This is a genomic window from Neorhizobium sp. NPDC001467, from assembly GCF_050275975.1.
Lineage (GTDB): Bacteria > Pseudomonadota > Alphaproteobacteria > Rhizobiales > Rhizobiaceae > Neorhizobium.
Genome location: NZ_JBNNPS010000009.1, coordinates 64,722 through 87,228 on the forward strand (window position 1 = coordinate 64,722; position 22,507 = coordinate 87,228).

The window sequence follows — 22,507 nt, forward strand, 5'->3', positions numbered from 1 at the left end:
GATGAATGAGAAAAGGCCCGGATGCGCGATGCACATCCGGGCCTTTTCAATTTCAACGCAGATAAAGCGTCTCAGGCTTCCATCGAATAGCCCGCGCCACGAACGGTGCGGATGACATCCTGCATGTTGGAGAAGTTCAGCGCCTTGCGCAGGCGCCCGACATGCACGTCGACGGTGCGCTCGTCGACATAGATATCATGGCCCCAGACGCCATCCAGCAGCTGCGAGCGCGAGAAGACGCGGCCGGGTGACACCATCAGGAATTCCAGCAGGCGAAACTCGGTCGGTCCAAGCCGGACTTCGCGGCTCTTGCGGTGAACGCGGTGGGTTTCGCGATCGAGCTCGATGTCGCCGCATTTCAGGACGCTTGAGAGCACTTCCGGACGGGCACGGCGCAGCATCGCCTTGACGCGGGCCATCAGTTCGGGCGTGGAGAACGGTTTTACGACGTAATCGTCGGCGCCGGTGGCCAGGCCACGAACCCGTTCGCTCTCCTCGCCGCGTGCCGTCAGCATGATGATCGGCAGTCGTTCGGTCTCCGGCCGCATGCGCAGCCGTCGGCACAGCTCAATGCCGGAAACGCCCGGCAGCATCCAGTCGAGGATGAGAAGGTCAGGAACGCGTTCCTGAAGTCGGATTTCGGCTTCGTCACCGCGCAGCACGGTGTCGACCTCGTATCCTTCGGCTTCGAGATTGTAACGAAGAAGCACGCTCAGCGCTTCTTCGTCTTCAACGACCGCGATCTTGGGTAGCATGTCTGATCTGCTCCGTTCCGCCCGTCACTCGACGAGCGCACCAACCGTGTTTGCCGTATCGTCCTTCGGACGTTCGCCTTCGAGCTGGGCACCGGTCTTGATGTAATAGATGGTCTCGGCGATGTTGGTGGCGTGGTCGCCGATGCGCTCGATGTTCTTGGCGCAGAACAGGAGATGGGTGCACGACGTGATGTTGCGCGGATCTTCCATCATGTAGGTCAGGAGCTCGCGGAACAGCGACGTGTACATCGCGTCGATTTCCTCGTCGCGCTGGCGGATGATTTCCGCCTTCTCGGCCGAGCGGCTGGCAAAGACGTCGAGGACGTCCTTGAGCTGCACCAGGGCAAGCTCGGAGAGATGCTCGAGACCGCGGGCAAGCTTGCGCGGCACACCGGTGCCCTGCACGGCAATGACGCGCTTGGCGGTGTTCTTGCCAAGGTCGCCGACGCGCTCGAGATCGGCCGCGATGCGCAGCGTCCCGATGATCTCGCGAAGGTCGGACGCCATCGGCTGGCGCTTGGCAATGGTCACGATCGCCTTGTCCTGGATCTCGCGTTCGGCGTGATCGAGGATCACGTCGTCGGAGATGATCTTCTGGGCAAGCGCCGTATCCGAGTTGACGAGGGCGCGCACGGCATCGGAGCACATCTGCTCGGCCAGGCCACCCATTTCGGAAATGCGGCGGTTCAGGTATTTCAGCTCTTCGTCGTAGGCCGAAAGAATATGGGTCGAAACCATTTTTCTGATCCTTGATGTCGTAAGGTCTGGCAATCCGGGTGAAGCACCCAAATCAGCCGAAACGGCCCATGATGTAATCCTGCGTACGCTGGTCATCCGGGTTGGTGAACATCTTGTCGGTGTCGTTTTCCTCGACCAGCTGGCCGAGGTGGAACATCGCCGTACGCTGCGACACGCGGGCGGCCTGCTGCATGGAGTGCGTGACGATGACGATCGTGTAATTGGCGCGCAGTTCGTGGATGAGTTCCTCGACCTTTGCGGTTGCGATCGGGTCGAGCGCCGAACAGGGCTCGTCCATCAGGATGACTTCCGGCGAAACGGCAACGGCACGCGCGATGCACAGGCGCTGCTGCTGACCACCGGACAGGCCGGTGCCGCCTTCCTGCAGACGATCCTTGACTTCCGTCCACAGACCCGCGCGCTGAAGGCTGGCCTCGACGATCTGGTCCATGTCCGCCTTGTTCTTGGCCAGACCATGGATACGCGGGCCGTAAGCGATGTTTTCGTAGATCGACTTCGGAAACGGGTTCGGCTTCTGGAACACCATGCCGACGCGCGCACGCAGTTCCACGACGTCGATTTCCTTGTCGTAGATATCGTCGCCATCGAGGGTGATCTTGCCGGTGACGCGGCAGCCTTCGATCGTGTCGTTCATGCGGTTCAGCGTGCGCAGGAAGGTCGACTTGCCGCAACCCGACGGGCCGATGAGAGCCGTGACCGTGTTTTCGCGAACATTGAGGTTGACGTCGAACAGGGCGCGTTTCTCGCCGTAATAGACGGAGACGTCGTTGCCGATCATCTTGTAGGACATGTCATTCATCTTCTTGTCTAGCGCCTTTTCCACTGCTGCTTCAGACATCATGTTCATAACAGAGCTCCTTCTACCAGCGCCGTTCGAAACGACGACGCAAGAGGATCGCGCCGACGTTCATGACAATGAGGAACAGGAGCAGGATGATGATCGCTCCCGAGGTTCTTTCGACAAAGGCGCGTTCCGCCTCGTTGGCCCACATGTAGATCTGAACAGGCAGGGCCGTGGACGGATCGAGCGGGGTCGTCGGGTAGTTGGCGACGAAGGCGACCATGCCGATCAGGAGAAGCGGCGCGGTTTCGCCGAGCGCGTGCGCCAGGCCGATAATGGTGCCGGTCAGGATGCCCGGCATGGCAAGCGGCAGAACGTGGTGGAAGATGGTCTGCATCTTCGACGCGCCGAGCCCGAGTGCGGCAGCCCGGATCGACGGCGGAACCGCCTTCAGCGCCGCGCGGGTGGCGATGATGATGGTCGGCAGCGTCATCAGGGTCAGAACGAGACCGCCGACCAGCGAAGCCGAGCGCGGCAGTTCCATGAAATTGATGAAGACGGCAAGGCCGAGAAGACCGTAAACGATCGAAGGCACGGCCGCGAGGTTGTTGATGTTCACCTCGATCAGGTCGGTCAGCCTGTTCTTCGGTGCGAATTCCTCAAGATAGATCGAAGCGGCAACACCGATCGGCAGCGACAGGACAAGCACGATCAGCATCATGTAGAACGAGCCGATCAGGGCGACGCCGACGCCGGCGGCTTCCGGACGGCTGGACGCACCGTTGAAGAAGATGCCGCCGTTGAAATGCTTGGCGAGCGCACCGGCTTCGGCCAGCTTGTTCATCCAGCCGACCTGCTGGTCGGAAACCTTGCGGTTGTCTTCCGACACTTCGAGGTTGATCTGGCCTTTCCAGGCACTGTCGATATCGCCGGCGGCGAGCAGCGAGACGGTCTGCGTGGTGCCGATGATCTGCGGGTTGGCAACAACCATGTCGCGCAACTGGGCGCGCACGCCGTTGGAGATCATCTGGTTGACCGCACGCAGGGCCGAAGTGTCGCTTTCGGCAACGCCGAGCGCCTTGGCGACCGCATTGCGGGCGACGATCGGATAGTTCGCCGTCATCAGCTTCTGCGGATTGGTGGCGCGCTCGTTATCCTTGTCGATGATCTGTTCGGAAAACTCGACCGGGACGGTGATCATCGTCTGCTGGAAGGCGGTGTAACCCTTGGAAACGACCGACCACAAGAGCAGGAAGAGGAAGAGAAGACCGAAGGACAGTGCGGCGATGCCATAGGCACGGAAGCGACGCTCTGCGCGGTAACGACGCTTGATGCCGATGTCGCGGCGGGCGGGCCTGGTCAGCACGTCGGCGGGGGAAGAAACCACGTCGGTCATTCATACTGCTCCCGGTATTTGCGCACGATGAAGAGCGCGTAGATGTTGAGGCAAAGCGTGATCGCAAACAGCGTGATGCCGAGTGCGAAGGCGACGAGCGTCTGTGGCGAGGTGAATTCAAGGTCGCCCGTCAGCTGGCTGACGATCTTGACGGTCACGGTCGTCATCGGCTCGAACGGATTGAGCTGCATGCGGGCGGCAACACCGGCGGCAAGCACCACGATCATGGTTTCGCCGATGGCGCGCGAAGCGGTCATCAGCAGAGCGCCGACGACGCCCGGCAGGGCTGCCGGCATGACGACCTTCTTGATGGTTTCGGACTTGGTCGCACCGAGACCGAGCGAACCGTCACGCAGGGCGCGGGGCACTGCGGTGATGATGTCGTCCGACAGCGAGGAGACGTAAGGGATCAGCATGATGCCCATGACGAACCCGGCCGTCAGAACGCTCTGCGCCTGGATGAAATTGGCATATTCGCCGGTAACGAGACCATTCAGCTGCGCCGAGATATCACGCAGGAACGGACCGACCGAGGTGAGCGCGAAGAAGCCGTAGACGATGGTCGGAATGCCGGCCAGGACTTCAAGCAGCGGCTTGGCGACCGAGCGCACCTTCGGGGATGCATATTCCGACATGTAGATGGCGGAGAACAGACCGACCGGAACGGCGACCAGCATCGCGACGAAGCCGATATAAAGCGTGCCGGCAAGCAGCGGGATGAGACCGAACTGGCCCTCCGATGCGGTGGCGCCGGCCGCCGCGAAACGCGGATCCCAGACGGTACCGAAGAAGAATTCCCAGGCCGGGACGCGGCCGAAGAAGTGCCCGGCTTCCGTCAGCATCGACATCACGATGCCGATCGTGGTGACGATGGCGATCGACGATGCTAGGACGAGCGCCGAAAGAATGACCTTTTCGACGCGGTTGCGGGCGCGGAAACGCGGTGCGATGCGGACATAGGACAGGCCGGCACCGGCGAGCGCAACGATCAGCACGACCGCGGTCATGACGCGATTGCTGATCTTCTGCATGGCGTTGAGATCGCCGGCCGATGCGACCATCCAGGGCTCGGGATCGCCGGCAAGAGCCACGCCCTTGGTGCCGAGCTTGGCGCGCAGTTCGGCCGGGTTTGCGCCGACGGCATCGATTTCCTCGAGCGTGAGGACATCCATGCCGCGCGCGAGCGAACCGACCATGCCGAAGCTCAGCCCCTGCTGCGCTTCCGACTGGGCCTGCACCTCTTCCGGAAAACCGTCACGCACGGTGGAATTGATGTAGAGCGGGCTGGCGATCAGCCAGACCACCAGGACGACAGCGGCAGGCACGGTCGCGCAGATCGCGACGAAGGTGCCGTAATAGCCCTGGCGTGAATGCAGCCTGGACGACACGCCGTCGGCAATGGCCATGGCGCGCCGCGTCCCGGCGACGTAACAGACGATCGCAATGATCGCCAATACCAATAAAATCAATGGTGTGCTCATCACTATCCCCCGGCCTACCGCCATCGGCGGCACGCTTACCGCACAATCCCGATCATCGGAACCGATTATTTCGCGGTTACACAACGCAGTCGCAACTGCGGGTCCGCTGCGGGCCAACCCCTGATCGGGTCACACCCCAAGGCCTTAGAAGAAGAAGACGGCGCCGCCTTTGGAAGGCGGCGCCGGGTCGTTCATTACATGGTCTTGCCGGCTTCGAAGTCCTTGCGAACAGCTTCGCGCTGATCGTCCGGAGCAGCAACCAGGCCGTATTCAGCCAGCGGGCTGTCCGGGCCAACCATGTCGTCGGAGATGAAGAACTCGACATATTCCTTAAGGCCCGGGATAACGCCCAGGTGAGCCTTCTTCACGTAGAAGAACAGCGGACGCGAAACCGGGTACTTGCCGTTTGCGATGGTTTCGGTCGACGGAACGACTTCCGAAACGGTCGCAACCTTCAGCTTGTCCTTGTTGTTTTCGTAGAAGGCCAGGCCGAAGACGCCGAGGCCGGTCTTGTTGGCAGCGATGCGTGCGAGCGTTTCGGTGTAGTCGCCGTCGATGTCGACAGCAACGCCGTCCTTGCGGATGGCGACGCACTTGGCGGCAGCCTGCTTGGCATCGGTGATGGCAGCCTTGATGACGTCGGTGGCGCCAGATTCCTTGCAGCCTTCAGCCATGATCTTCTCTTCGAAGACTTCGCGGGTGCCGTGCTTGGAGCCCGGGATGTAGGCGGCGATCGCGCCCTTCGGCAGCGAGGCGTTGATTTCCGACCAGTTCTTGTAGGGGTTGGCAACCAGCTTGCCGTCAACGACGACTTCAGCGGCGAGAGCCTTGTAGAGGTCCTTCGGCTCGATCTTCATGTCGCCGTTGGAGGAGTCGGATGCGAATACGATGCCGTCGTAACCGATGCGGATTTCCTGAACGTCGTTGACGCCGGCAGCCTTGCAGGCTTCGGCTTCAGCCTTGTTGATCTTGCGCGATGCGTTGGCAATGTCGATCGTGCCTTCGCCCACACCCGAGCAGAACGCCTTCAGACCGCCGCCGGTGCCGCCCGATTCAACGACCGGAGCCTTGAAGTTCGGGAAGGTTTCAGCAAACGTCTCGGCAACGATCTTCGCGTAGGGAAGAACGGTGGAGGAGCCGGCGACCTGAACCTGATCGCGGGCGACAGCTGCACCAGCGAAGGCAACAGAAGCCACCAGAGCTGCTGCGGAAAGTTTCAACATGTTCATCGATGTTCTCCCGGTATGGGTTTCTAAAAAGCGTTTGAAGCCGGTGTCTGGGCGCTTTCCGGCTCTCGGCAGCCACGTCTTAGCTGTCCTTGGCCACCGCTTTTATGTCACTTCGATGAAACAATTGTGACAGTTTATCTTCTTGAAAAATACCATTAATTTCCGTCGAATGAATCTCACATTCGACTTTTACGTCAAAACCGCACGGTAAATGTGGTTCCCCTGCCGATTTCGGACTTCACGATCAGCCGTGCACGGTGGCGTGTGAGAATATGCTTAACGATCGCAAGCCCAAGACCGGTGCCCTTCTTGGAGCGGCTGTCGGCAACGCTGACTCGGTAGAAACGCTCGGTCAGACGCGGCACGTGCTCGGCCGGAATGCCCGGTCCGCGATCAACCACGCTGAATTCGACCGGCTGCCCCTCTTCGCGGGTGAGGTAGACATCGACGACCTCGCCTTCCTGTCCGTATTTGCAGGCGTTCTCGATCAGGTTCTCGACGACCTGCACGAGTTCGTCGCGGTCCCCGGTCACTTCCACCTTGCCTTCGGGCATGTGCATGCGGATATCGACGCCGAGATCCGATGCCAGCGGCAGAAGCGCATCGCGGACATGACAAACCAGCGGTAACAGATCGACGCGCTGATCGGGTGCGATATGGGATTTCAGTTCCAGTCGCGATAGCGACAGAAGATCATCGACCAACCGGCTCATGCGGGTTGCCTGGTCATGCATGATGCCGAGGAATTTTTCCTGGGCCCTGGCATCCGCCTTGGCCGGACCCTGAATGGTTTCGATGAAGCCGCGCAGCGAGGCGAGCGGCGTTCGTAATTCGTGACTGGCATTGGCGACGAAATCGGAGCGCATACGGTCGAGCCGGCGCAGTTCGGAAACGTCCCGGAAGGACAGGACGTAGAAGCGCGCCGAACCGACGGGCGCGCCTTCAGCGAGAATGGGGGCAATGCGCAGGATATAGACACGTTCGGACGGCAGCCGCTCGGAATGTTCCATCTGGTTCGGCTCGCCGGTGGCCACGGTTTCGCGCACCATGTCGAGAATGCCGGGGGAACGCAGGCGGGCGGACAGATGCGCACCCTGGGGAAACTCGCCCAGCGCCCTTTCGGCAGCCGGATTGTGAAAGAGAACCGTGGCGTCGCTGGACAGGATGAGGATGGGGATATCAAGTGCGCGGTAGGCGCTTACCACTTCGGCTAGAGGCTGGTCGTCGGCATCGTCCTCGATTCCCTCTTCCTCCGGCGTATTGGTCACGGCCGCGGACCCGAGGCGGATGGCGAAGACGGACAGGGCGATCAGCACCCAGCCGGCGGCGACCATCAAAATGTCGATGTGCAAGAGCCAGGCAATGATCGCGACAAGTGTGGCGACGACGAAAATCGGCCAGCCGCGCCGGATCTTGGACGCCACCTGCATGCCTGTCTGCCTACCGTCTTTCTGCACCGCTTCCACCACGCTCATCCGCGCTCCCGATCGCCAACTTGTCGGAACGATAACGGGCGGTTTTATAGCGCGATCATGACAGATATGCATCGATCACCCCGGGCGGATGCTTTTTTGCACAGCTTTGCAACGACAGCGCTGAAAGCCGCGACGTCACAACTGGCCGTGTGCGCGCGACCGCCCTAGCTTGGTTCTTCAAGACAGAACGGAAATCCCGGAAGGACGCCACAATATGGATATCGATCAGAGCCGCGCCGTGGAACTGGAGATCAAGGGCAAGAAGCGCATCTTCAATATCGACGATCCGAACCTGCCCGACTGGGTGGAGGAAAGGGCCCTGTCCTCCGGCGGCTTTCCCTACGAGGACAAGCTGAACCGCGACAAATACAACGCGCAGCTGGAAGCGCTGCAGATCGAGATGGTCAAGCTGCAGTATTCGCTGCAATCCACCGGCAAACGCCTGATGGCGCTGTTCGAGGGACGGGACGCAGCCGGCAAGGGCGGCACGATCTTCAATCTACACGCCTATCTCAATCCACGTTCCGCCCATATCGTGGCGCTGGCCAAGCCCACCGAAAGGGAAGCAGGCCAGTGGTATTTTCAACGCTACGTTACGCATTTTCCAAGCGCCGGCGAGATTACCCTGTTCGACAGGTCCTGGTACAACCGCGCCGTGGTAGAACCGGTTATGGGGTTCTGTACGATCGAGCAATATCGCGACTTCATGAAGACGGTGCCGCATATCGAGCAGATGATCGTCGATGACGGCATTCACTTCTTCAAGTTCTGGCTGGATATTGGCCATGAAATGCAGCTGAAACGCTTTCACGATCGTCGCCACGACCCGCTGAAGACCTGGAAACTGTCGCCGATGGACATTGCCGGCCTGCCCAAATGGGACGACTATACCGCAAAGCGCGACGCGATGCTGGAGAGAACGCATAAGGACAATGCGCCCTGGACGGTGGTTCTGTCGAACGACAAGCGTCGGGCGCGCATCAACGTGCTGCGCCACATTCTGCGCTCGATCGATTATGTCGGCCGCGACATGGAGGCGATTGGCGAGATAGACGGTAAGATTCTCGGCGGTCCCAAAATGCTGCGCTGACCGATACTCTGTGTTTCCGACGGATGTGATCGATCCCTTTCTTGACAATCATAGTCATGAATGTGCATGAAGCCCGGAAGGATTCAACAGTCCGGGCGAAAGACATGGCAGCGACATATCAGACGGAAGGCCGTATCGCCGTGCAAGGCGGCGCGGCGTTGGAAGCGCTCAAGGAGCGCGCCAAGCTTTGGGATGTCGCGCTGGAGGAAGACGGTTCGGCTATCGCGCTCTGCGTTTGGAATTCGAAAGCCCGTTTCGTTCTCGAAGGCGATTCCGTCAAGGTGACTCTGATCTCTCCCGAGGAACGCCTGCTGCGCACCTTGCAGGACAGCGTGACGGAACTTCTGGAAGGGAAGAACCTCGCGATTGCCTGGGACAAAGTCGATGAAGGCGCGCTCGCACCCAGCCTGTCGCTGATGACGGTGGCCTCGGTCTCGCGTCGTTCGCCGGGATATCTGCGGGTGCGGCTGGAAGGCGACGACGCCGAACGTTTTGCCACCGGCAGCCTGCATTTCCGCATTCTCATCGGCCCGCGCGGCCGCACGCCGATCTGGCCGCGCACCGCCGCCAATGGCCGCACCGTCTGGCCGGAAGGCGCGGACGCGCTGCACAAGCCGGTCTACACGACGATGGCGACCGGCAAGAACTGGCTGGAATTCGACATTTTTCGTCATGAAGGCAGCCCGACATCCGACTGGGCCGACAGCAATCCGATCGGCGAGACCGTGGGCCTGATGGGTCCGGGCGGCGGCGGTTGCCCGGCGGCTGCCGAACTTCTGCTGTTCGGCGACGAAACGGCGATGCCGGCGATCTCGCGCATGCTGGCTGCGGCGCCCGGCAAGGTGAAGGCCTATCTGCAGGTTTCCAGGGAAAACCTCTGCGAGCTTGCCAGCGACGAGCGCGTCGTGTCGGTCGACAACCTGGTGGAAGCGCTGGAATGCTGCGAGACACCGGAAACCTGCCACGTCTGGTTCGCCGGGCATTGCGATGCCGCCAAGGCCGCCCGCACCTGCCTTCTGGCCCGCGGTTTCGGCAAGCGCGATTTTACCGCCGTTTCCTACTGGAGCTGACGTTACCGCCATTCTCTTCCCGGTGCGGCGCTCCCGCACCGGCGGCGGACAGTGCTGCGCCCGGCCAGGCCTATCGCGGCACCACCATCGGCGTACCGGTCACCGGATCGGGCATGACCAGCGCAGCCAGGCCAAAGGCGGTTGCCAGATTTTCCTGCGTCAGCACGTCCTGCGGCGATCCGGCCGCCACCATGCCGTTCGGGCCGAGCAGGACCAGCCTGTCGTAGAACCGGGCCGCAAGGTTGAGATCGTGAAGCACTGTGACGACGGTCACAGCCTGATCGCGATTGCGCTTGCGGATCAGCGACAGGACTTCGATCTGGTGGGCAAGATCCAGCCATGTGGTCGGCTCGTCGAGCAGAAGGCAGGACGTATTCTGCGCCAGAACGAGCGCGATCCAGGCGCGTTGGCGCTGGCCGCCGGACAGCTGGTCGATCGGTCGGTCGGACAGGTCGGCAAGCCCGACCTCGTTCAGGGCGCCGGAGACGGCGGCGGCATCCGCCTCGCTCCAGGGTGAAAAGAGGCCGCGCCACGGCGTGCGTCCGCGACGCACGAGATCGCCGACGGTAATACCCTCGGGCGCCTTGGAGGATTGCGGCAGGATGGCGAGCTGCCGGGCAAGCGCACGCGTATCCATGGCGAATACATCCTCGCCGCCCAGCCGGACCTTGCCCGCTGCCGGGACGATAAGACGGGCCAGCGCCCGCAGGAGCGTGGATTTTCCGCAGCCATTGGGACCAAGAATAGCGGTCATCTGCCCGGCCGGAAAATCCAGCGAAAGGGCGTTTATGACGGTCCGCTCGCCATAGCCGAGCGTCAGCTGGTCCGCCGTCAGTGCGTTGTCTTCCACATGTGTCATCAGATATCCCCGGCGTCCATTTCGCGCGACAGAAGCCATAGAAGGTAAGGCGCCCCGAAAATGCCGGTCATCACGCCGGCCGGCAGTTGCAGGCCGGGTATGACGGAGCGCGCCGCAAGGTCGGCGAGAACGGTGACGATCGCGCCGGTTGCAGCGGCCGAAACGATGCGGCCGGCAGGCTGGGTGGCGCCGGTAATGCGCATGCCGAGCGGGCCGGCCATAAGAGCGACGAAGGGAATGGGCCCGGCAACGGCGACGCCCGTGGAGGCCAGAAGCACGCCGGTGCCGGCAAGCAGCAGACGCGCACGATTGCTTTTCAGACCAAGGCCGGTGGCGAGATCGTCGCCGAGTTCGAGAAGGCCGAGCGCACGGACCTGGAGGGCGAGCAGGATGGCGAGCACGCCGCCGCATCCCAGCACCTGGACGGCGTGGCCCCAGTCGCGCGCGGCAAGCGAGCCGGCCAGCCAGCGTTGGGCTTCCGCTGCCTGTTCCGGCGGCAGGCGGGTCAGGATGAAGCCGTTGAAGGCAGTGGCGAGGAAACCGATGCCGAGCCCGACCAGCATCAGCGTGATCGGCACCTGGGTGCCATCGCGACGGGTGGCGAGGAGGGCGACGGCGCAGGCGGCGGCAAGTCCGCCAGCAGCGGCGATCAGGGGCATGGGCAAGGTCGTGCCGAGCAGCACGGCGGCGACGACGGCGACCCCTGCTCCCGAGGTCACGCCCATGACATCCGGCGCGGCCAGCGGGTTGCGCAACAAAATCTGGAAGATGGCACCCGATGCGCCGAACGCCGCGCCCGCCCCGATGGCGGTCACGACGCCGGGGCCGCGCAGCACCCGCAGGGTCAGCGCGCCGGGGCCCTTGCCAGTCACGAGGCCAGTCCACAAATCCGCCGCCGACAGCCGGATCTGACCGATCATCAACGACAGAACGATGGCAACCAGCAATCCCAGAGCCAGTAGCAGGCCGCCCTTAAACCCTTTCGTCATCGTGCCGTTCATGCCGGCGCTCCCGTACGCAGCCGTCGCGCCATCCAGATGAACATCGGTGCGCCGATCAGCACCGTCATGGTGCCGACCCGGATTTCCGCCGGGGGAATGATGATCCGGCCGATCGTATCGGCATAAAGAAGGATGGCGGCGCCAAGCATGGCGGCGGCGGCAAGTTCGCGGCGCAGAACATGGCCGCCGACCCGGCGGGCGATACGCGGCACGAGCAGGCCGAGAAAGGCGATCGGCCCGGCGACCCCGACGGCGGCACCCGTCAGCGCGGTGACGGCAATGAGCGCGCCGAACTGGACGCGACCCGGCCTTGTACCGAGACCACGGGCAAGCGCCGATCCCAGCGACAGGGCCTCGATGCGTGGCGCGATGACGAGGCCCAGAATGCCGCCGCACAGGGCTGCTGCCGCCATCGGCCCGAGCGGCCGCATGCCGGCCTGTGCCAGCGATCCCGTGACCCAGAAACGAAAGACTTCCAGCGCGTCGTTGCGGGCCAGAACGATGGCCGAGACGAAGGAAAGCAGCATGGCGCTGATTGCAACGCCGGCGAGCGTCAGGCGCACCGGACCGGCATCGCCACGCAACCCGCCGCCAAGCGCGAAAACGGCAATTGCGGCGGCGCCGGCGCCGGGAAAGGCGAGTGCTGCCATCAACCCGTTATCGGCGCGCTGGGCAATGAGAGAACCGACGACGACCGCAAAGGCCGCACCGGCGTTGATGCCGAGAATACCGGGATCAGCCAACGGATTGCGGGTGATGGCCTGCATGATCGTACCGGCCATGCCGAGCGCGGCGCCGGCAATCAGACCTGCGACCAGACGCGGCAGACGGATGGACTGGACGGCGATATGGGCAGGGTCGGCCGGATCAAACGCGCTCAACGTCTGCCAGAGCAGGACCAGGCCGCCGCCCCGCACGCCGATCGTCAATGTCAGCACCGCGGCCACGACGAGCGCGATTGCACACAGCGCCATAGCCTTCACGGGGCAAGCCCAGCCTTGACGCTGGACGCGACCTTCGTTGCCGGATCGCCATCAAGGGCGAGCGCCATTTCGTTTTCCAGTTCCTTAAGCGCAAAGGGTAGCGACAGGACGCTGCCGAAGGAAAGCGCGCCGGCAATCAGCGAGCCGGCCATCACCTCGCGGCCTTCCCGATGCGCCTTGAGCGTCTTGCGCATGGGAAGCGCGACGATATCCGGCACGGTATCGGAGGAGGAAACCCAGACCAGCAGATCGGCATCGAGTGCCGACAGATCTTCGGGCGACATCGGCGCGTAAAAACCCTGCGTCGTCTTCAGATCGGTCAACTGCTTGGTCGGCGTGAAGCCGAGTTCGGCAAGGAAGGTGGCTCGCGTATCGCTGCCGATGAAGGCGCCCGTCTCGCCATTGAAATTGTAGGCGCAAACGCCCGTCTTGCCGACCCACTCGGGGTGACGCGCGCGCGCCGCTGCAAACAGCGCCTTGTTGCTCTCGATCAGTTCCCTGGCCTTGTCGCTCTTGCCGAGCGCGCGGCCGAACATTTCGGTCTGGATATCCCAGCGGGTGCCGTAGGACGGGTTGTCAGCCGGCTGCATCAGCACCGGAGCGACCTGCGACAGCACGTCGTATTCGGCCTGGGAAATACCGGAACCGACGCCGACGATCAGATCGGGCTGAAGCGAAGCGATGATTTCGATCGAGACCTCCCCGGAGATCACCGTCGGCTTCGCACCACCGAGATAGGATTGCGCCCAGGGCCAGACGGCATGGGGCTGTCCACCGAACCATTCGCGAATGCCGACCGGCGGCGTACCGAGCGCCAGCAGCGGATCCTGCGTATTGTAGCCGATGGAGACGACACGGGTGGCCGGCTTTTCCAGGACCGTCGTGCCAAAGGCATGTTCGAAGCGGATTTCGCCATCCTGTGCCCGTGCCGGGCGGGCGAGAGACGGAAGCACCAGACCGGCGCCGATAAGGGCTGGCGCAGACAGGCCGGCGGCGAGACCATGCAGAAACTGGCGGCGGCTCGCACCGACGCTTGCGATCTCGGCGGGCATCGCCTCATTCGTCATCGTCATGCAGGTCTGCGGCTCGAATCCGGCGTCTTTCATAAACAGGCCCCAATCTCTCATGTTTTATCCGCTCCTAGCACGGCAGGCGCGGCGCGCCGAGACCCGAACGAACAAAAAAGCATTCCCCGGCGGATGGCCGGGGAATGCTTTTCGTGGATCAGCGCTTTACCAGGTGTAGCGAAGGCTTGCCCGGTAGGCGCGGCGGTTGCCGTAGAAGGCGGAGTCGTTGAAGCCAATTTCCGTAATGTACTCCTTGTCGAACAGGTTCTCGACATTGAGCGACAGGGCGACATTGTCGGTCACCATGTACTTGGCGGCGACATCGAAGACCGTTCGCGAGGGCAGCGTGATGGTGTTCTCGTTGTCGGCCTCGATGCCGGCTACGAAACGGGCACCGGCACCCAGCGTCAGGTCACCCAGAGTGCCGTTGCCCGGAATGGTGTAATCTACCCAAGCGGATGCCATGTGCTTGGGAACGATTTCCGGCCGGTTGCCGACGATGGCTGCATTGGCATCGGCCTTAATCTCGGCGTCGAGATAGGTGTAGGCCGCCGTCAGGTTCAACTGATTGGTCAGCGCAACCTTGGCTTCGAGTTCGAGGCCGCGGACGTTGACTTCGCCAAGCTGATTCTGGAAAGGCGTTCCACCAATCGACTGGGCGAGATTCGACTGCGTCAGATCGAAGACGGCCGCCGTGAACAGCGCATCCATGCCCTGCGGTTGATATTTGACGCCGAGCTCATACTGAGTACCTTCCTGCGGCTTGGGCGGTGTCAGGAATGCTGTGCGGTCAGCGCCGAGCGGGAGGAAGGACTCCTGATAGCTTGCGTAGAGCGAGACTTCGTCGCTCGCCTTGTAGGTCAGGCCAAGGCGCGAAGTGACGGCTTCATCGACGCTATCGGGCCCCGAAAGCTTGTCGTTCGTCTCGACATAGTCGTAGCGTGTGCCTGCTGTGATAATCCACTGCTTATCGATCGTCAGTTCTTCCTGCAGGTAGATGCTTTTTGCAGCCTGCGAACCGCGCGCCAGCAACGGTGCGATACCGCTCATGTCCACGCCGGTATAGACAGGATTGAAAGGGTCGATTGGATCAATACCGCCTGAAACAATGCCCGTAACTGGATCCCGGAAGGGGAGATTGTAATACCCTGCACTCGACGCGTCGTCATGCGCGTAGCTGAGACCGAAAAGCGTCTTGCTGTCGAAAGCGCCGAAACTGGCATCGTATTGCAGCTGATTGTCGATATCGAAACGCTGCACGTTACCGGTCACGCCATAGGCCGAACGACGGTCGGTCGGCAGCGCACCGCCCGGGAACACCTGCTTGTAGACCAGACCGATATCCGTATACCGCATGTTCTGGCGGAATTCGAAGCCATTGCCGAAATTATGGCGGAACTCGTAACCGATGTTCCACTCCTCGGTGTCCATCGCATCAAAGGTCGGTTCACCGAGATAGGTTTCAGAATCGATCTGCCCGCGCAGGCTGTATGGAATGGAATGCGCGGTCGCGCCATCGCGGCGCATGTAATTGGTCAAAAGCGTGAAATCGGTGTCATCGGTCGGAGCGAAGGTGAGCGCCGGCGCGATATAGATGCGGTCGTCGTCGAGGAAATCGTAGTCGGAACTGCCGTCCTGACCCTTCGCGGTCAGACGATAGGTCCAGATGCCATCGGCATCGATCGGGCCGCCGAAATCGATGCCGGTTTCGACATGATCCTCGCCGACCGTCGTATAGACTTCGCCGAATTTGACGTCCTGCGGACGCTTGGTGACGGTATTGACGATACCGCCCGGCTCCGACAGGCCGAAAAGGGTCGAATTGGCGCCCTTCAGGACCTCGACCCGCTGCAGACCGTAGGGTTCGCTGCGGCTGCCCGTAAACACGTTTATGCGCATTGGCAGGCCGTCGCGGAAGGTGCGACCGCTCGAGTAGAAACCGCGGATCTGGAAATAGTCGTAGCGATTATCGGACCCGTAGATATCCGAGGAAACGCCGGGCGTGTAGGCAACCGCCTCGTCCAGCGTCTTCACGCCACGGATTTCCAGTTCGCGCTGGGTTACCACCGAAACGGAAGCCGGTGCATCGAGAAGCGGGGTGTCGGTCTTGGAAGACGTACGGGAGCCCTTGGCGACAATGGTCGAATCCGGGCCGATGCCCGTATTGCCGCTGTCCGTGACGTCGATCGTCTCGAGCGTGGTCGTCCCGCCCGCATCTGCCGTCTGCGCGAGCGCCTGGGATGCCAGCAGCAGGGCAGAGCTTGAAAGCAGTGCCGCCGCAAGGCTGCGACCGACAAGAGCAGCCCCGGAACGGGCGGAGCGACGGGGAGACGTAATCAATCGAGGCGCCACGAGCGCTTCCTTTCTTCAGAACAAGCTTACTAAGCCTTTGCTTTCAAGGAGAGATCCAAGAGAATTCTCCCCCTCCTCCAAATCAGGAGTTCTGAAGTCAGGTATCGCCGGGGACCCGGCACGTGTCAATCAATCGTAACCCGTCTTTCACAGATTACGCCACACTGTTGCCCAATTGCGATGCAGGCGACAGTGTGGCGTATCTCTCCTTATCAGGGCTGGGTTGCCGGCGCGACGCCTGTGGGCGACGGATTGACCGGTGACGGCGCCACGGGCGCGGTGGCGGGAACAGTGCCGCCGGCAACCGCCGACACCTGATCGGTACCGACCGGCTGCGGCGTGACGCGGCCATCGGCAGGCGCTACCCGCCAGACCGTGTTGCCGGCATCGTCCGCGACCAGCAATGCACCGGTGCCGTCGATCCCGAGCCCGACCGGGCGACCGCGTGCCTGCTCGTTTTGCAGGAATCCGGTCACCACATCCTGCGACTTGCCGGAGGGCATGCCGTTTTCAAACGGCACATACACGACCTTGTAGCCATTGAATGCGCGACGGTTCCAGGACCCGCGCTGCCCGACAAAGGCACCGGATGCATAGGCCTGCGGCATCGCCGTATTCTGGGTAAAGGTCATGCCGAGCGCCGCCACATGGCTGGAAAGCGCATAATCGGGCTTGATGGCACGCTCGACCATATCCGGACGGGGCGGATAGACGCGGTGATCGACGTGATTGCCATAGTAGCTCCAGGGCCAGCCGTAAAAGCCGCCTTCCTTGACCGAGGTCATGTAGTCCGGAACGAGATCGGGGCCGAGTTCGTCACGTTCGTTGACGACGGTCCACAAGGCGCCCGTCTGCGGATTGAAGGTCAGTCCGTTGGGATTGCGCAGGCCCGAGGCGAAGACACGCGCGGCACCCGTCTGGCGATCGACCTGCCAGATGGCGGCACGTCCCTTTTCCGCCTCCAGACCGTTTTCGGCGGCATTGGAATTGGAGCCGACCGAGACATAGAGCATGCGCCCGTCCGGGCTGAGCGCCAGATCCTTGGTCCAGTGATGGTTGAGCGGTCCGCCTGGCAGCGGCGTGAGTACGCGCGGGGCACTCGAAATTTCCGTTTGCCCCAGTTCGTATGGGTAGGCCAGAACGGCGTCTGCCGCCGCGACATAGAGCGTGTTGTCGATCCAGGCGAGGCCGAAGGGCGAATGCAGATCCTTCAGCAGGTCATGGCGCTCGTCGACCGTGCCGTTGCGATCGGTATCGCGCAGCAGGGTGATGAGATTGCTGGGCGGCGGATTGCTGCCGCCGCCGCTTGCGATCGACATGATGAAGCCGCGGATGTAATCCTTGGGGCGCGACAGCGGCTTGCCTTCCGGCGCACGCGACTGCACGACCAGAACATCGCCGTTCGGCAATGTGTGGACCGTGCGAGGATTGGAAAGGTCCTTGGCATAGGCGGTAATCGCCAGGCCGTCTGCGACCGCCGGCGTTTCATTGTCCTTCCAGCCGACCACTTCGGCCACCTTGAGATCAGGCAGCAGAAGCGACACCGGCTCGGGCAGAACCGGATCCGGACCGACCTGCTGGGAAACATCGAAATTGTCGTTGCTATCGCTGCAGGCGGACAGCGCAAGGCCGAGCGAGACGGACAGGGCGACGGTGTAGGCGAGACGTTTGGTCATCAATCAGATCCTCCAGGCCAGCCGGGCATATTTGCGGGACGACAGGGCCGCCGTGAAAAGCATCAGCACGAAGGTGACCGCTGACGCGGCCAGACCGTAGGGCACGATGGCCGTCCAGCCGTCGCCCGCATGCAGGAAGCTGTTGAAGATCGCCAGCGCCAGGATGACGAGGTAGAGCAGGATGACGACAAACCCGGGACGCAGCGGGCGCGTGCGGGGCCGCACCATATCGAGGATGCCGGCAAGCAGGCCGAAAGCGCCGAACACGAGGCCAGCAAACAGCAGCCATGCGGAAAAATTCGTCCACATCAGATTGGCCGTCTGCCAGTAGGCCAGATCGGTCAAAAGGGCCAGGGTGAAGCAGACGAACGGGAAGGGTATGAAAACCGACTGATAGGGATAGGCGGCGGAATCGCGGGCGATCGGGGCAGTGCTCATCAAGGGCTCCCGGGTGGAAGAACTGCGGATGAGCAGGCAACACCGGGAGGCCGAATTTGTTCCAGCGGTATTCGAATACGGCAGAGCCGTCAGATAGCGACCTGTTCTCCCAGCTCCACGACACGGTTCGGCGGCAGCTTGAAATAGGCCGAAGGATCGATGCTGAAATCGGACAGGCCGATATAGAGATGCTCCTGCCAGCCCGCGAGACCGGTATTGGGCGTGCTGATGAGGTTGCGGCGCCCCAGATAGAACGAGGTCTGCATGATCTCGAACTTGAAGCCCTTCTTCTTGCACAGCGTCAGGGCGCGGGTGACGTTCGGCTCGTCCATGAAGCCGAAGGTGATGTCGAGCCGGATGAAGCGTTTCGACAGGCGGCGCATCTCCACGCGCTCGCTGTCGGGCACATAGGGCTTGTCCTGGGTCCAGACGGTGAGGATGACGTTCTGATCGTGCAGCACGTGATTGTGCTTGATATTGTGCAGCAGAACGCCGGGCGTGCGATCCGGCACGCTGGTAAGGAAGACGGCGGTGCCGGGCACGGTGACCGGGGCATGATCGCTTTCGCGATCGATCGAGCTTTCCACGGACTTGATGAAGGTCTCGAGCGGGATATCGTTGCGCGCCGTCTTTTCCTTCAGGTATTTCGATCCCTTGGTCCAGGTCCACATGATCATCATGATGGCGAGCGCCAGAACCACCGGTACCCAGCCGCCATCATGGATTTTCAGAAGATTGGCGGCAAGGAAGACCGCCTCGATGACGAGAAGCGGCAAAAGCAGGCAGGCCGCGGTCAATGCGGAATAACCCCGCACGGACCGCAGGAACTGGAATGACATCAGCGTGGTCACCACCATCGCGCCGGTCACGGAAATGCCATAGGCGGTGGCAAGCGATTCGGAATCGCCGAAAGAGAAGATCAGGATGATGACGCCGGTGAACAGCAGGGCGTTGACGGCCGGCACGTAAATCTGCCCGGTATTGGTTTCCGATGTGAACTTGATGGCAAGACGCGGCAGAAAACCGAGATGGACGGCCTGACGGGCCAGCGAGAAGGCGCCGGTAATCACCGCCTGGCTGGCGATGATCGTCGCCATGGTAGCCAGAATGACCACCGGCAGCAACGCCCAGTCGGGATACATCAGATAGAAGGGGTTGGCGATCGCCAGCGGATCCGTCAGGACCAGCGCGCCCTGACCCAGATAGTTGAGCGCCAGTGCCGGGAAAACCAGGATGAACCAGGCGGTCTGGATCGGCTTGCGGCCAAAATGGCCGAGATCCGCATAAAGCGCTTCGGCGCCGGTCACGGTCAGGAAGACCGCGCCCAGAATGATCAGGCCGACCGTGCCGGCATGGGTGATGAACCACAGGGCATTGAGCGGATTGAGCGCCGCGAGGATGGACCAGTCGTCGCCGATATGGATGATGCCGCCCCAGGCCATGACGAGAAACCACAGAACGGTGATCGGGCCGAAGAAATTGGAAACGGCGGCAGTGCCCTTCGACTGGACGGCGAAGACGCCCACCATGATGGCGGCCGACATCGGCAGGACATAATCGGAAAAGGCCGGCGTCACGAGTTTCAGCCCTTCGAGTGCCGACATGACCGACAGGGCCGGCGTAATCATCGCGTCGCCGATGAACAGCGCTGAGCCGATCAGCCCGGCAAAGAACAGCACCGGCATATAGCTGCCGGTCTTCTTCATTAGCAGCGCCAGAAGCGACAGGGTTCCGCCTTCGCCGTCATTATCGGCGCGCAGCAGGAAGAGTACATACTTGAAGGTGACGAGGATGGTGAGCGTCCACACCATCAGCGAAATCATGCCGATGACCTCGTCATGATGCACGCCGCCGTCCTTGGCAAACGGACGCAGAGCCTCCCGGAACGCGTAGAGCGGGCTGGTGCCGATATCGCCATAGACCACGCCGATGCACCCGAGCAGGAGGACGAGGAACTTGCGGGTTTCCGACGTCGCCTCCGGGGCGGCAGTATGAGAGGCAGTCATGGGGTCTCCAGGCGCTCGGCCTTCGTTGCGAAATGAGGGCGAATATGGGGCATCACCGACGCGATGGCAAACCGCCCCGTCTTCAACTTTGCTGCCATCGCTAGACATTTCGCGCCCATGCGATGACATTTGTCATGAACGTCGAAAAGCATCCGCTGTGTCTGGCTGTCATTGGAAGAGAAAAATGGTGCCGCTTACGTGACTCGAACACGTGACCCCGTCATTACGAATGACGTGCTCTACCAACTGAGCTAAAGCGGCCCACGCTTGCCGGACGCACCCGGCAGCGATGTGAAGGGGCTGATACAGGCAAAGGGCGAGGATTTCAAGACGCGATTTTAGGTGATCGCGCATTTCCGCCGTGATGATATCCACAGCCTGCGCGCAAAGCCGCCACGGGCCATCGATCGTCTGTGGGTCGGCCATGCAATTGCCGCGAGACGGTGATTGGCTGGTTGGTGCGCGTGACCATAATTACCCGGCCCCGGCTGCACGACTTGCAGTTCAATGCCTAAAAGTCTACCGAAAGAACACTATGAGCGGACATTTCGATATCAGGGCCCGGCAGTGAGCGGTTTGGAAAAAGCCATCAGGAACGCGCTCGCGCAATCCGAACGAAACAATGCGGATATCCGCGCGCGAATCTACCATTCCGCCCGCCAAGCGCTGGCTGCGGGCCTTCGCAAGCAGGACGTGACGGACCCTGACCTGATCGAGGCGCAAAGGCAGCGTCTGGAGGCCAAGATCCGCGAAATCGAATTTGAGGAACGCCAGCGGCTGGCGATCGAACGGGCCCAGGCACCGGCTGCCCAGACGCCTGAACCAACGCAGCCGACAGCCACGGTCGCAGCGGAGCCTCGGCCGTTCCAGACACCCGCCTCTGCGCCCCAGGCGGCACCTTCCGTCACCGCCCCGTCGCGCACACCCCTCGGAGCCCCCCCTGCCGGCGCTTCAACCGCTGGCGCTCATTCTCTTGGCGCTCCGCATCTGGACGCCGCCGATATCGGCGCGCCGGATGTCACCTCCTCCGCCACCGCTGCCGGCTCGGTTGTCCCGGCGCAAGACCGACAGACAACCGGAAGCCGCAATCCATATGCAAGACCGCCCCAACCATCGGCGGAACGGATCGCCGCAGCCAACCGGCATGACGACGATCTGGAAACCTTTGTCGGCGGCCCGCGCCGCTCAGGCGGGACCGATGGACTGGGGGACGCCGGAAACCTCGGCGATCTCGGCGTATCGCGCCGAAGCGGCAACGACCAGCCGGCCGAATTGCGGCCGCGGCAGGAAATCGATGCCGAGAAGCCGCGCCCGCGCCGCTGGTGGCAGGGCAAGCCCCGGGCGGAAACCGGCCGGCCGGTCGGCCGATCGGCAAAGCCGGGCGTCGCTCCACCGGTCCTTGCTGCCGACAGGCAGGCCCGGCCGCGCAAGCGTCGGCGGTGGATTTCCGGACTGGTCCTGCCGCTTGCGGTTCTGGGCGCTGCAGTATGGGGCCTTTGGTGGGCCGGTGAAAACGGCCTGATCGTCGTGCCAGACCTTTCCGAAACGGCGAACACCGCCGTCAACGGCAACAGCCAGGCGCCGTCCGGTTTCGCCCCGGGTCGTGGCTTTTCGCAGGACTGGGCCGAGGTCTTCGTGCCGGATGAACAGCAAAACCCGGTCGCCGGCGCAAGCGCCGCGGTCGAGACCGTCACCGCTTCCGGCGGCAAGGCGGTACGCATCGCCTCGCGCGCATCCGGTGCGGAGGGCGAGGTCGCCTTCGACGTTCCGGCAGATATCCTGCGGCAGATGGCCGGCCGGTCATCGACCGTTGCGATTACCCTTCAGACCGCCGCCGACCGTTCGGTGGAGGTGTCGGTGCGCTGCGATTTCGGCAGTCTGGGCGATTGTTCGCGGCACCGTTTCCGGGCGACGCAGGAAAAGACCGATGCGCTGTTTCGGGTGAATTTCGACCGCTCGCTCGCTCCCACCCAAGCGGGCCGCATCTATCTCAACAGCGACGTGCGCGGCGGCAATCTGCCGGTCTACGTGTTTTCCCTGCGCATCCTGCCGGGACAATAGGCTTTTGCGCCGCATGGCCACAGCGACC

General features: G+C 62.3%; 18 protein-coding genes and 1 tRNA gene. 3 read left to right on the top strand and 16 right to left on the bottom strand.

The window, feature by feature from the left end:
• Window positions 1-71 precede the first annotated feature (71 nt).
• The 7 genes from phoB to phoR all read right to left on the bottom strand — a co-directional run bounded on the left by phoB (window position 72) and on the right by phoR (window position 7,876).
• Window positions 72-755 (bottom strand): phosphate regulon transcriptional regulator PhoB, encoded by a 684-nt coding sequence (gene phoB / locus ACQKKX_RS16670; protein WP_427572176.1) that lies wholly within the window; start codon window positions 753-755, stop codon window positions 72-74.
• A 24-nt stretch (window positions 756-779) separates the two neighbouring features.
• Window positions 780-1,493, bottom strand: a complete 714-nt coding sequence (gene phoU, locus ACQKKX_RS16675; RefSeq protein WP_427572177.1) for a phosphate signaling complex protein PhoU — start codon at window positions 1,491-1,493, stop codon at window positions 780-782.
• A gap of 52 nt (window positions 1,494-1,545) precedes the next feature.
• Window positions 1,546-2,361, bottom strand: a complete 816-nt coding sequence (gene pstB, locus ACQKKX_RS16680; RefSeq protein WP_427572179.1) for a phosphate ABC transporter ATP-binding protein PstB — start codon at window positions 2,359-2,361, stop codon at window positions 1,546-1,548.
• 13 nt (window positions 2,362-2,374) lie between these two features.
• A complete protein-coding gene (gene pstA, locus ACQKKX_RS16685) occupies window positions 2,375-3,691 on the bottom strand; it encodes a phosphate ABC transporter permease PstA (RefSeq protein WP_427572180.1) in 1,317 nt (438 codons plus the stop codon).
• Complete coding sequence (gene pstC, locus ACQKKX_RS16690; RefSeq protein ID WP_427572181.1) at window positions 3,688-5,172, bottom strand: phosphate ABC transporter permease subunit PstC; 1,485 nt, start codon at window positions 5,170-5,172, stop codon at window positions 3,688-3,690. Before pstC ends, pstA begins: the two co-directional genes overlap by 4 nt.
• 194 nt (window positions 5,173-5,366) lie before the next feature.
• Entirely contained in the window at window positions 5,367-6,401 is a 1,035-nt protein-coding gene (locus tag ACQKKX_RS16695; protein WP_427572183.1) for a substrate-binding domain-containing protein, read from the bottom strand.
• Between the two features lie 194 nt (window positions 6,402-6,595).
• On the bottom strand, window positions 6,596-7,876 hold the full coding sequence (gene phoR, locus ACQKKX_RS16700; protein ID WP_427572184.1) for a phosphate regulon sensor histidine kinase PhoR: 1,281 nt from the start codon (window positions 7,874-7,876) through the stop codon (window positions 6,596-6,598).
• A 214-nt stretch (window positions 7,877-8,090) separates the two neighbouring features.
• On the opposite strand from phoR, the gene ppk2 reads away from it, so the two are divergent.
• Both ppk2 and ACQKKX_RS16710 read left to right on the top strand, forming a co-directional pair.
• Window positions 8,091-8,966 (top strand): polyphosphate kinase 2, encoded by an 876-nt coding sequence (gene ppk2 / locus ACQKKX_RS16705; protein WP_427572186.1) that lies wholly within the window; start codon window positions 8,091-8,093, stop codon window positions 8,964-8,966.
• A gap of 104 nt (window positions 8,967-9,070) precedes the next feature.
• Window positions 9,071-10,036 carry a siderophore-interacting protein gene (locus ACQKKX_RS16710; protein ID WP_427572187.1) on the top strand — a complete coding sequence of 322 codons (966 nt, stop codon included), beginning with the start codon at window positions 9,071-9,073 and terminating at the stop codon, window positions 10,034-10,036.
• A gap of 70 nt (window positions 10,037-10,106) precedes the next feature.
• On the opposite strand, the gene ACQKKX_RS16715 is transcribed toward ACQKKX_RS16710, so the two are convergent.
• The 9 genes from ACQKKX_RS16715 to ACQKKX_RS16755 all read right to left on the bottom strand — a co-directional run bounded on the left by ACQKKX_RS16715 (window position 10,107) and on the right by ACQKKX_RS16755 (window position 20,679).
• Window positions 10,107-10,895, bottom strand: coding sequence for an ABC transporter ATP-binding protein (locus ACQKKX_RS16715; RefSeq protein ID WP_427572188.1), 789 nt, complete (start codon window positions 10,893-10,895; stop codon window positions 10,107-10,109).
• Window positions 10,895-11,896 carry a FecCD family ABC transporter permease gene (locus ACQKKX_RS16720; RefSeq protein ID WP_427572190.1) on the bottom strand — a complete coding sequence of 334 codons (1,002 nt, stop codon included), beginning with the start codon at window positions 11,894-11,896 and terminating at the stop codon, window positions 10,895-10,897. The genes ACQKKX_RS16715 and ACQKKX_RS16720 overlap by 1 nt, the downstream gene beginning before the upstream one ends.
• A complete protein-coding gene (locus ACQKKX_RS16725; RefSeq protein WP_427572192.1) occupies window positions 11,893-12,870 on the bottom strand; it encodes a FecCD family ABC transporter permease in 978 nt (325 codons plus the stop codon). The genes ACQKKX_RS16720 and ACQKKX_RS16725 overlap by 4 nt, the downstream gene beginning before the upstream one ends.
• 5 nt (window positions 12,871-12,875) lie before the next feature.
• Window positions 12,876-13,952, bottom strand: coding sequence for an ABC transporter substrate-binding protein (locus tag ACQKKX_RS16730; RefSeq protein WP_427572193.1), 1,077 nt, complete (start codon window positions 13,950-13,952; stop codon window positions 12,876-12,878).
• A 159-nt stretch (window positions 13,953-14,111) separates the two neighbouring features.
• Window positions 14,112-16,298: a TonB-dependent siderophore receptor gene (locus ACQKKX_RS16735; protein WP_427572195.1), complete on the bottom strand. Its 2,187-nt coding sequence runs from the start codon at window positions 16,296-16,298 to the stop codon at window positions 14,112-14,114.
• Window positions 16,299-16,510: 212 nt separating this feature from the next.
• On the bottom strand, window positions 16,511-17,974 hold the full coding sequence (locus ACQKKX_RS16740; RefSeq protein ID WP_427572196.1) for a PQQ-dependent sugar dehydrogenase: 1,464 nt from the start codon (window positions 17,972-17,974) through the stop codon (window positions 16,511-16,513).
• A gap of 3 nt (window positions 17,975-17,977) precedes the next feature.
• Window positions 17,978-18,412: a DUF2231 domain-containing protein gene (locus ACQKKX_RS16745; RefSeq protein WP_427572198.1), complete on the bottom strand. Its 435-nt coding sequence runs from the start codon at window positions 18,410-18,412 to the stop codon at window positions 17,978-17,980.
• A gap of 89 nt (window positions 18,413-18,501) precedes the next feature.
• Window positions 18,502-20,418: a potassium transporter Kup gene (locus ACQKKX_RS16750; protein ID WP_427572199.1), complete on the bottom strand. Its 1,917-nt coding sequence runs from the start codon at window positions 20,416-20,418 to the stop codon at window positions 18,502-18,504.
• 185 nt (window positions 20,419-20,603) lie between these two features.
• A tRNA-Thr gene (locus tag ACQKKX_RS16755) sits at window positions 20,604-20,679 on the bottom strand.
• A 306-nt stretch (window positions 20,680-20,985) separates the two neighbouring features.
• Between ACQKKX_RS16755 and ACQKKX_RS16760 the strand changes: the two genes are divergently transcribed.
• Window positions 20,986-22,479 (top strand): hypothetical protein, encoded by a 1,494-nt coding sequence (locus ACQKKX_RS16760; RefSeq protein WP_427572200.1) that lies wholly within the window; start codon window positions 20,986-20,988, stop codon window positions 22,477-22,479.
• Window positions 22,480-22,507 lie beyond the last annotated feature (28 nt).

Coding starts and splice junctions, on each gene's coding strand:
- phoB (WP_427572176.1), bottom strand. CDS start 755: ATGCTACCCAAGATCGCGGTCGTTGAAGACGAAGAAGCGCTGAGCGTG.
- phoU (WP_427572177.1), bottom strand. CDS start 1,493: ATGGTTTCGACCCATATTCTTTCGGCCTACGACGAAGAGCTGAAATAC.
- pstB (WP_427572179.1), bottom strand. CDS start 2,361: ATGAACATGATGTCTGAAGCAGCAGTGGAAAAGGCGCTAGACAAGAAG.
- pstA (WP_427572180.1), bottom strand. CDS start 3,691: ATGACCGACGTGGTTTCTTCCCCCGCCGACGTGCTGACCAGGCCCGCC.
- pstC (WP_427572181.1), bottom strand. CDS start 5,172: ATGAGCACACCATTGATTTTATTGGTATTGGCGATCATTGCGATCGTC.
- ACQKKX_RS16695 (WP_427572183.1), bottom strand. CDS start 6,401: ATGAACATGTTGAAACTTTCCGCAGCAGCTCTGGTGGCTTCTGTTGCC.
- phoR (WP_427572184.1), bottom strand. CDS start 7,876: ATGAGCGTGGTGGAAGCGGTGCAGAAAGACGGTAGGCAGACAGGCATG.
- ppk2 (WP_427572186.1), top strand. CDS start 8,091: ATGGATATCGATCAGAGCCGCGCCGTGGAACTGGAGATCAAGGGCAAG.
- ACQKKX_RS16710 (WP_427572187.1), top strand. CDS start 9,071: ATGGCAGCGACATATCAGACGGAAGGCCGTATCGCCGTGCAAGGCGGC.
- ACQKKX_RS16715 (WP_427572188.1), bottom strand. CDS start 10,895: ATGACACATGTGGAAGACAACGCACTGACGGCGGACCAGCTGACGCTC.
- ACQKKX_RS16720 (WP_427572190.1), bottom strand. CDS start 11,896: ATGAACGGCACGATGACGAAAGGGTTTAAGGGCGGCCTGCTACTGGCT.
- ACQKKX_RS16725 (WP_427572192.1), bottom strand. CDS start 12,870: ATGGCGCTGTGTGCAATCGCGCTCGTCGTGGCCGCGGTGCTGACATTG.
- ACQKKX_RS16730 (WP_427572193.1), bottom strand. CDS start 13,952: ATGACGATGACGAATGAGGCGATGCCCGCCGAGATCGCAAGCGTCGGT.
- ACQKKX_RS16740 (WP_427572196.1), bottom strand. CDS start 17,974: ATGACCAAACGTCTCGCCTACACCGTCGCCCTGTCCGTCTCGCTCGGC.
- ACQKKX_RS16745 (WP_427572198.1), bottom strand. CDS start 18,412: ATGAGCACTGCCCCGATCGCCCGCGATTCCGCCGCCTATCCCTATCAG.
- ACQKKX_RS16750 (WP_427572199.1), bottom strand. CDS start 20,418: ATGACTGCCTCTCATACTGCCGCCCCGGAGGCGACGTCGGAAACCCGC.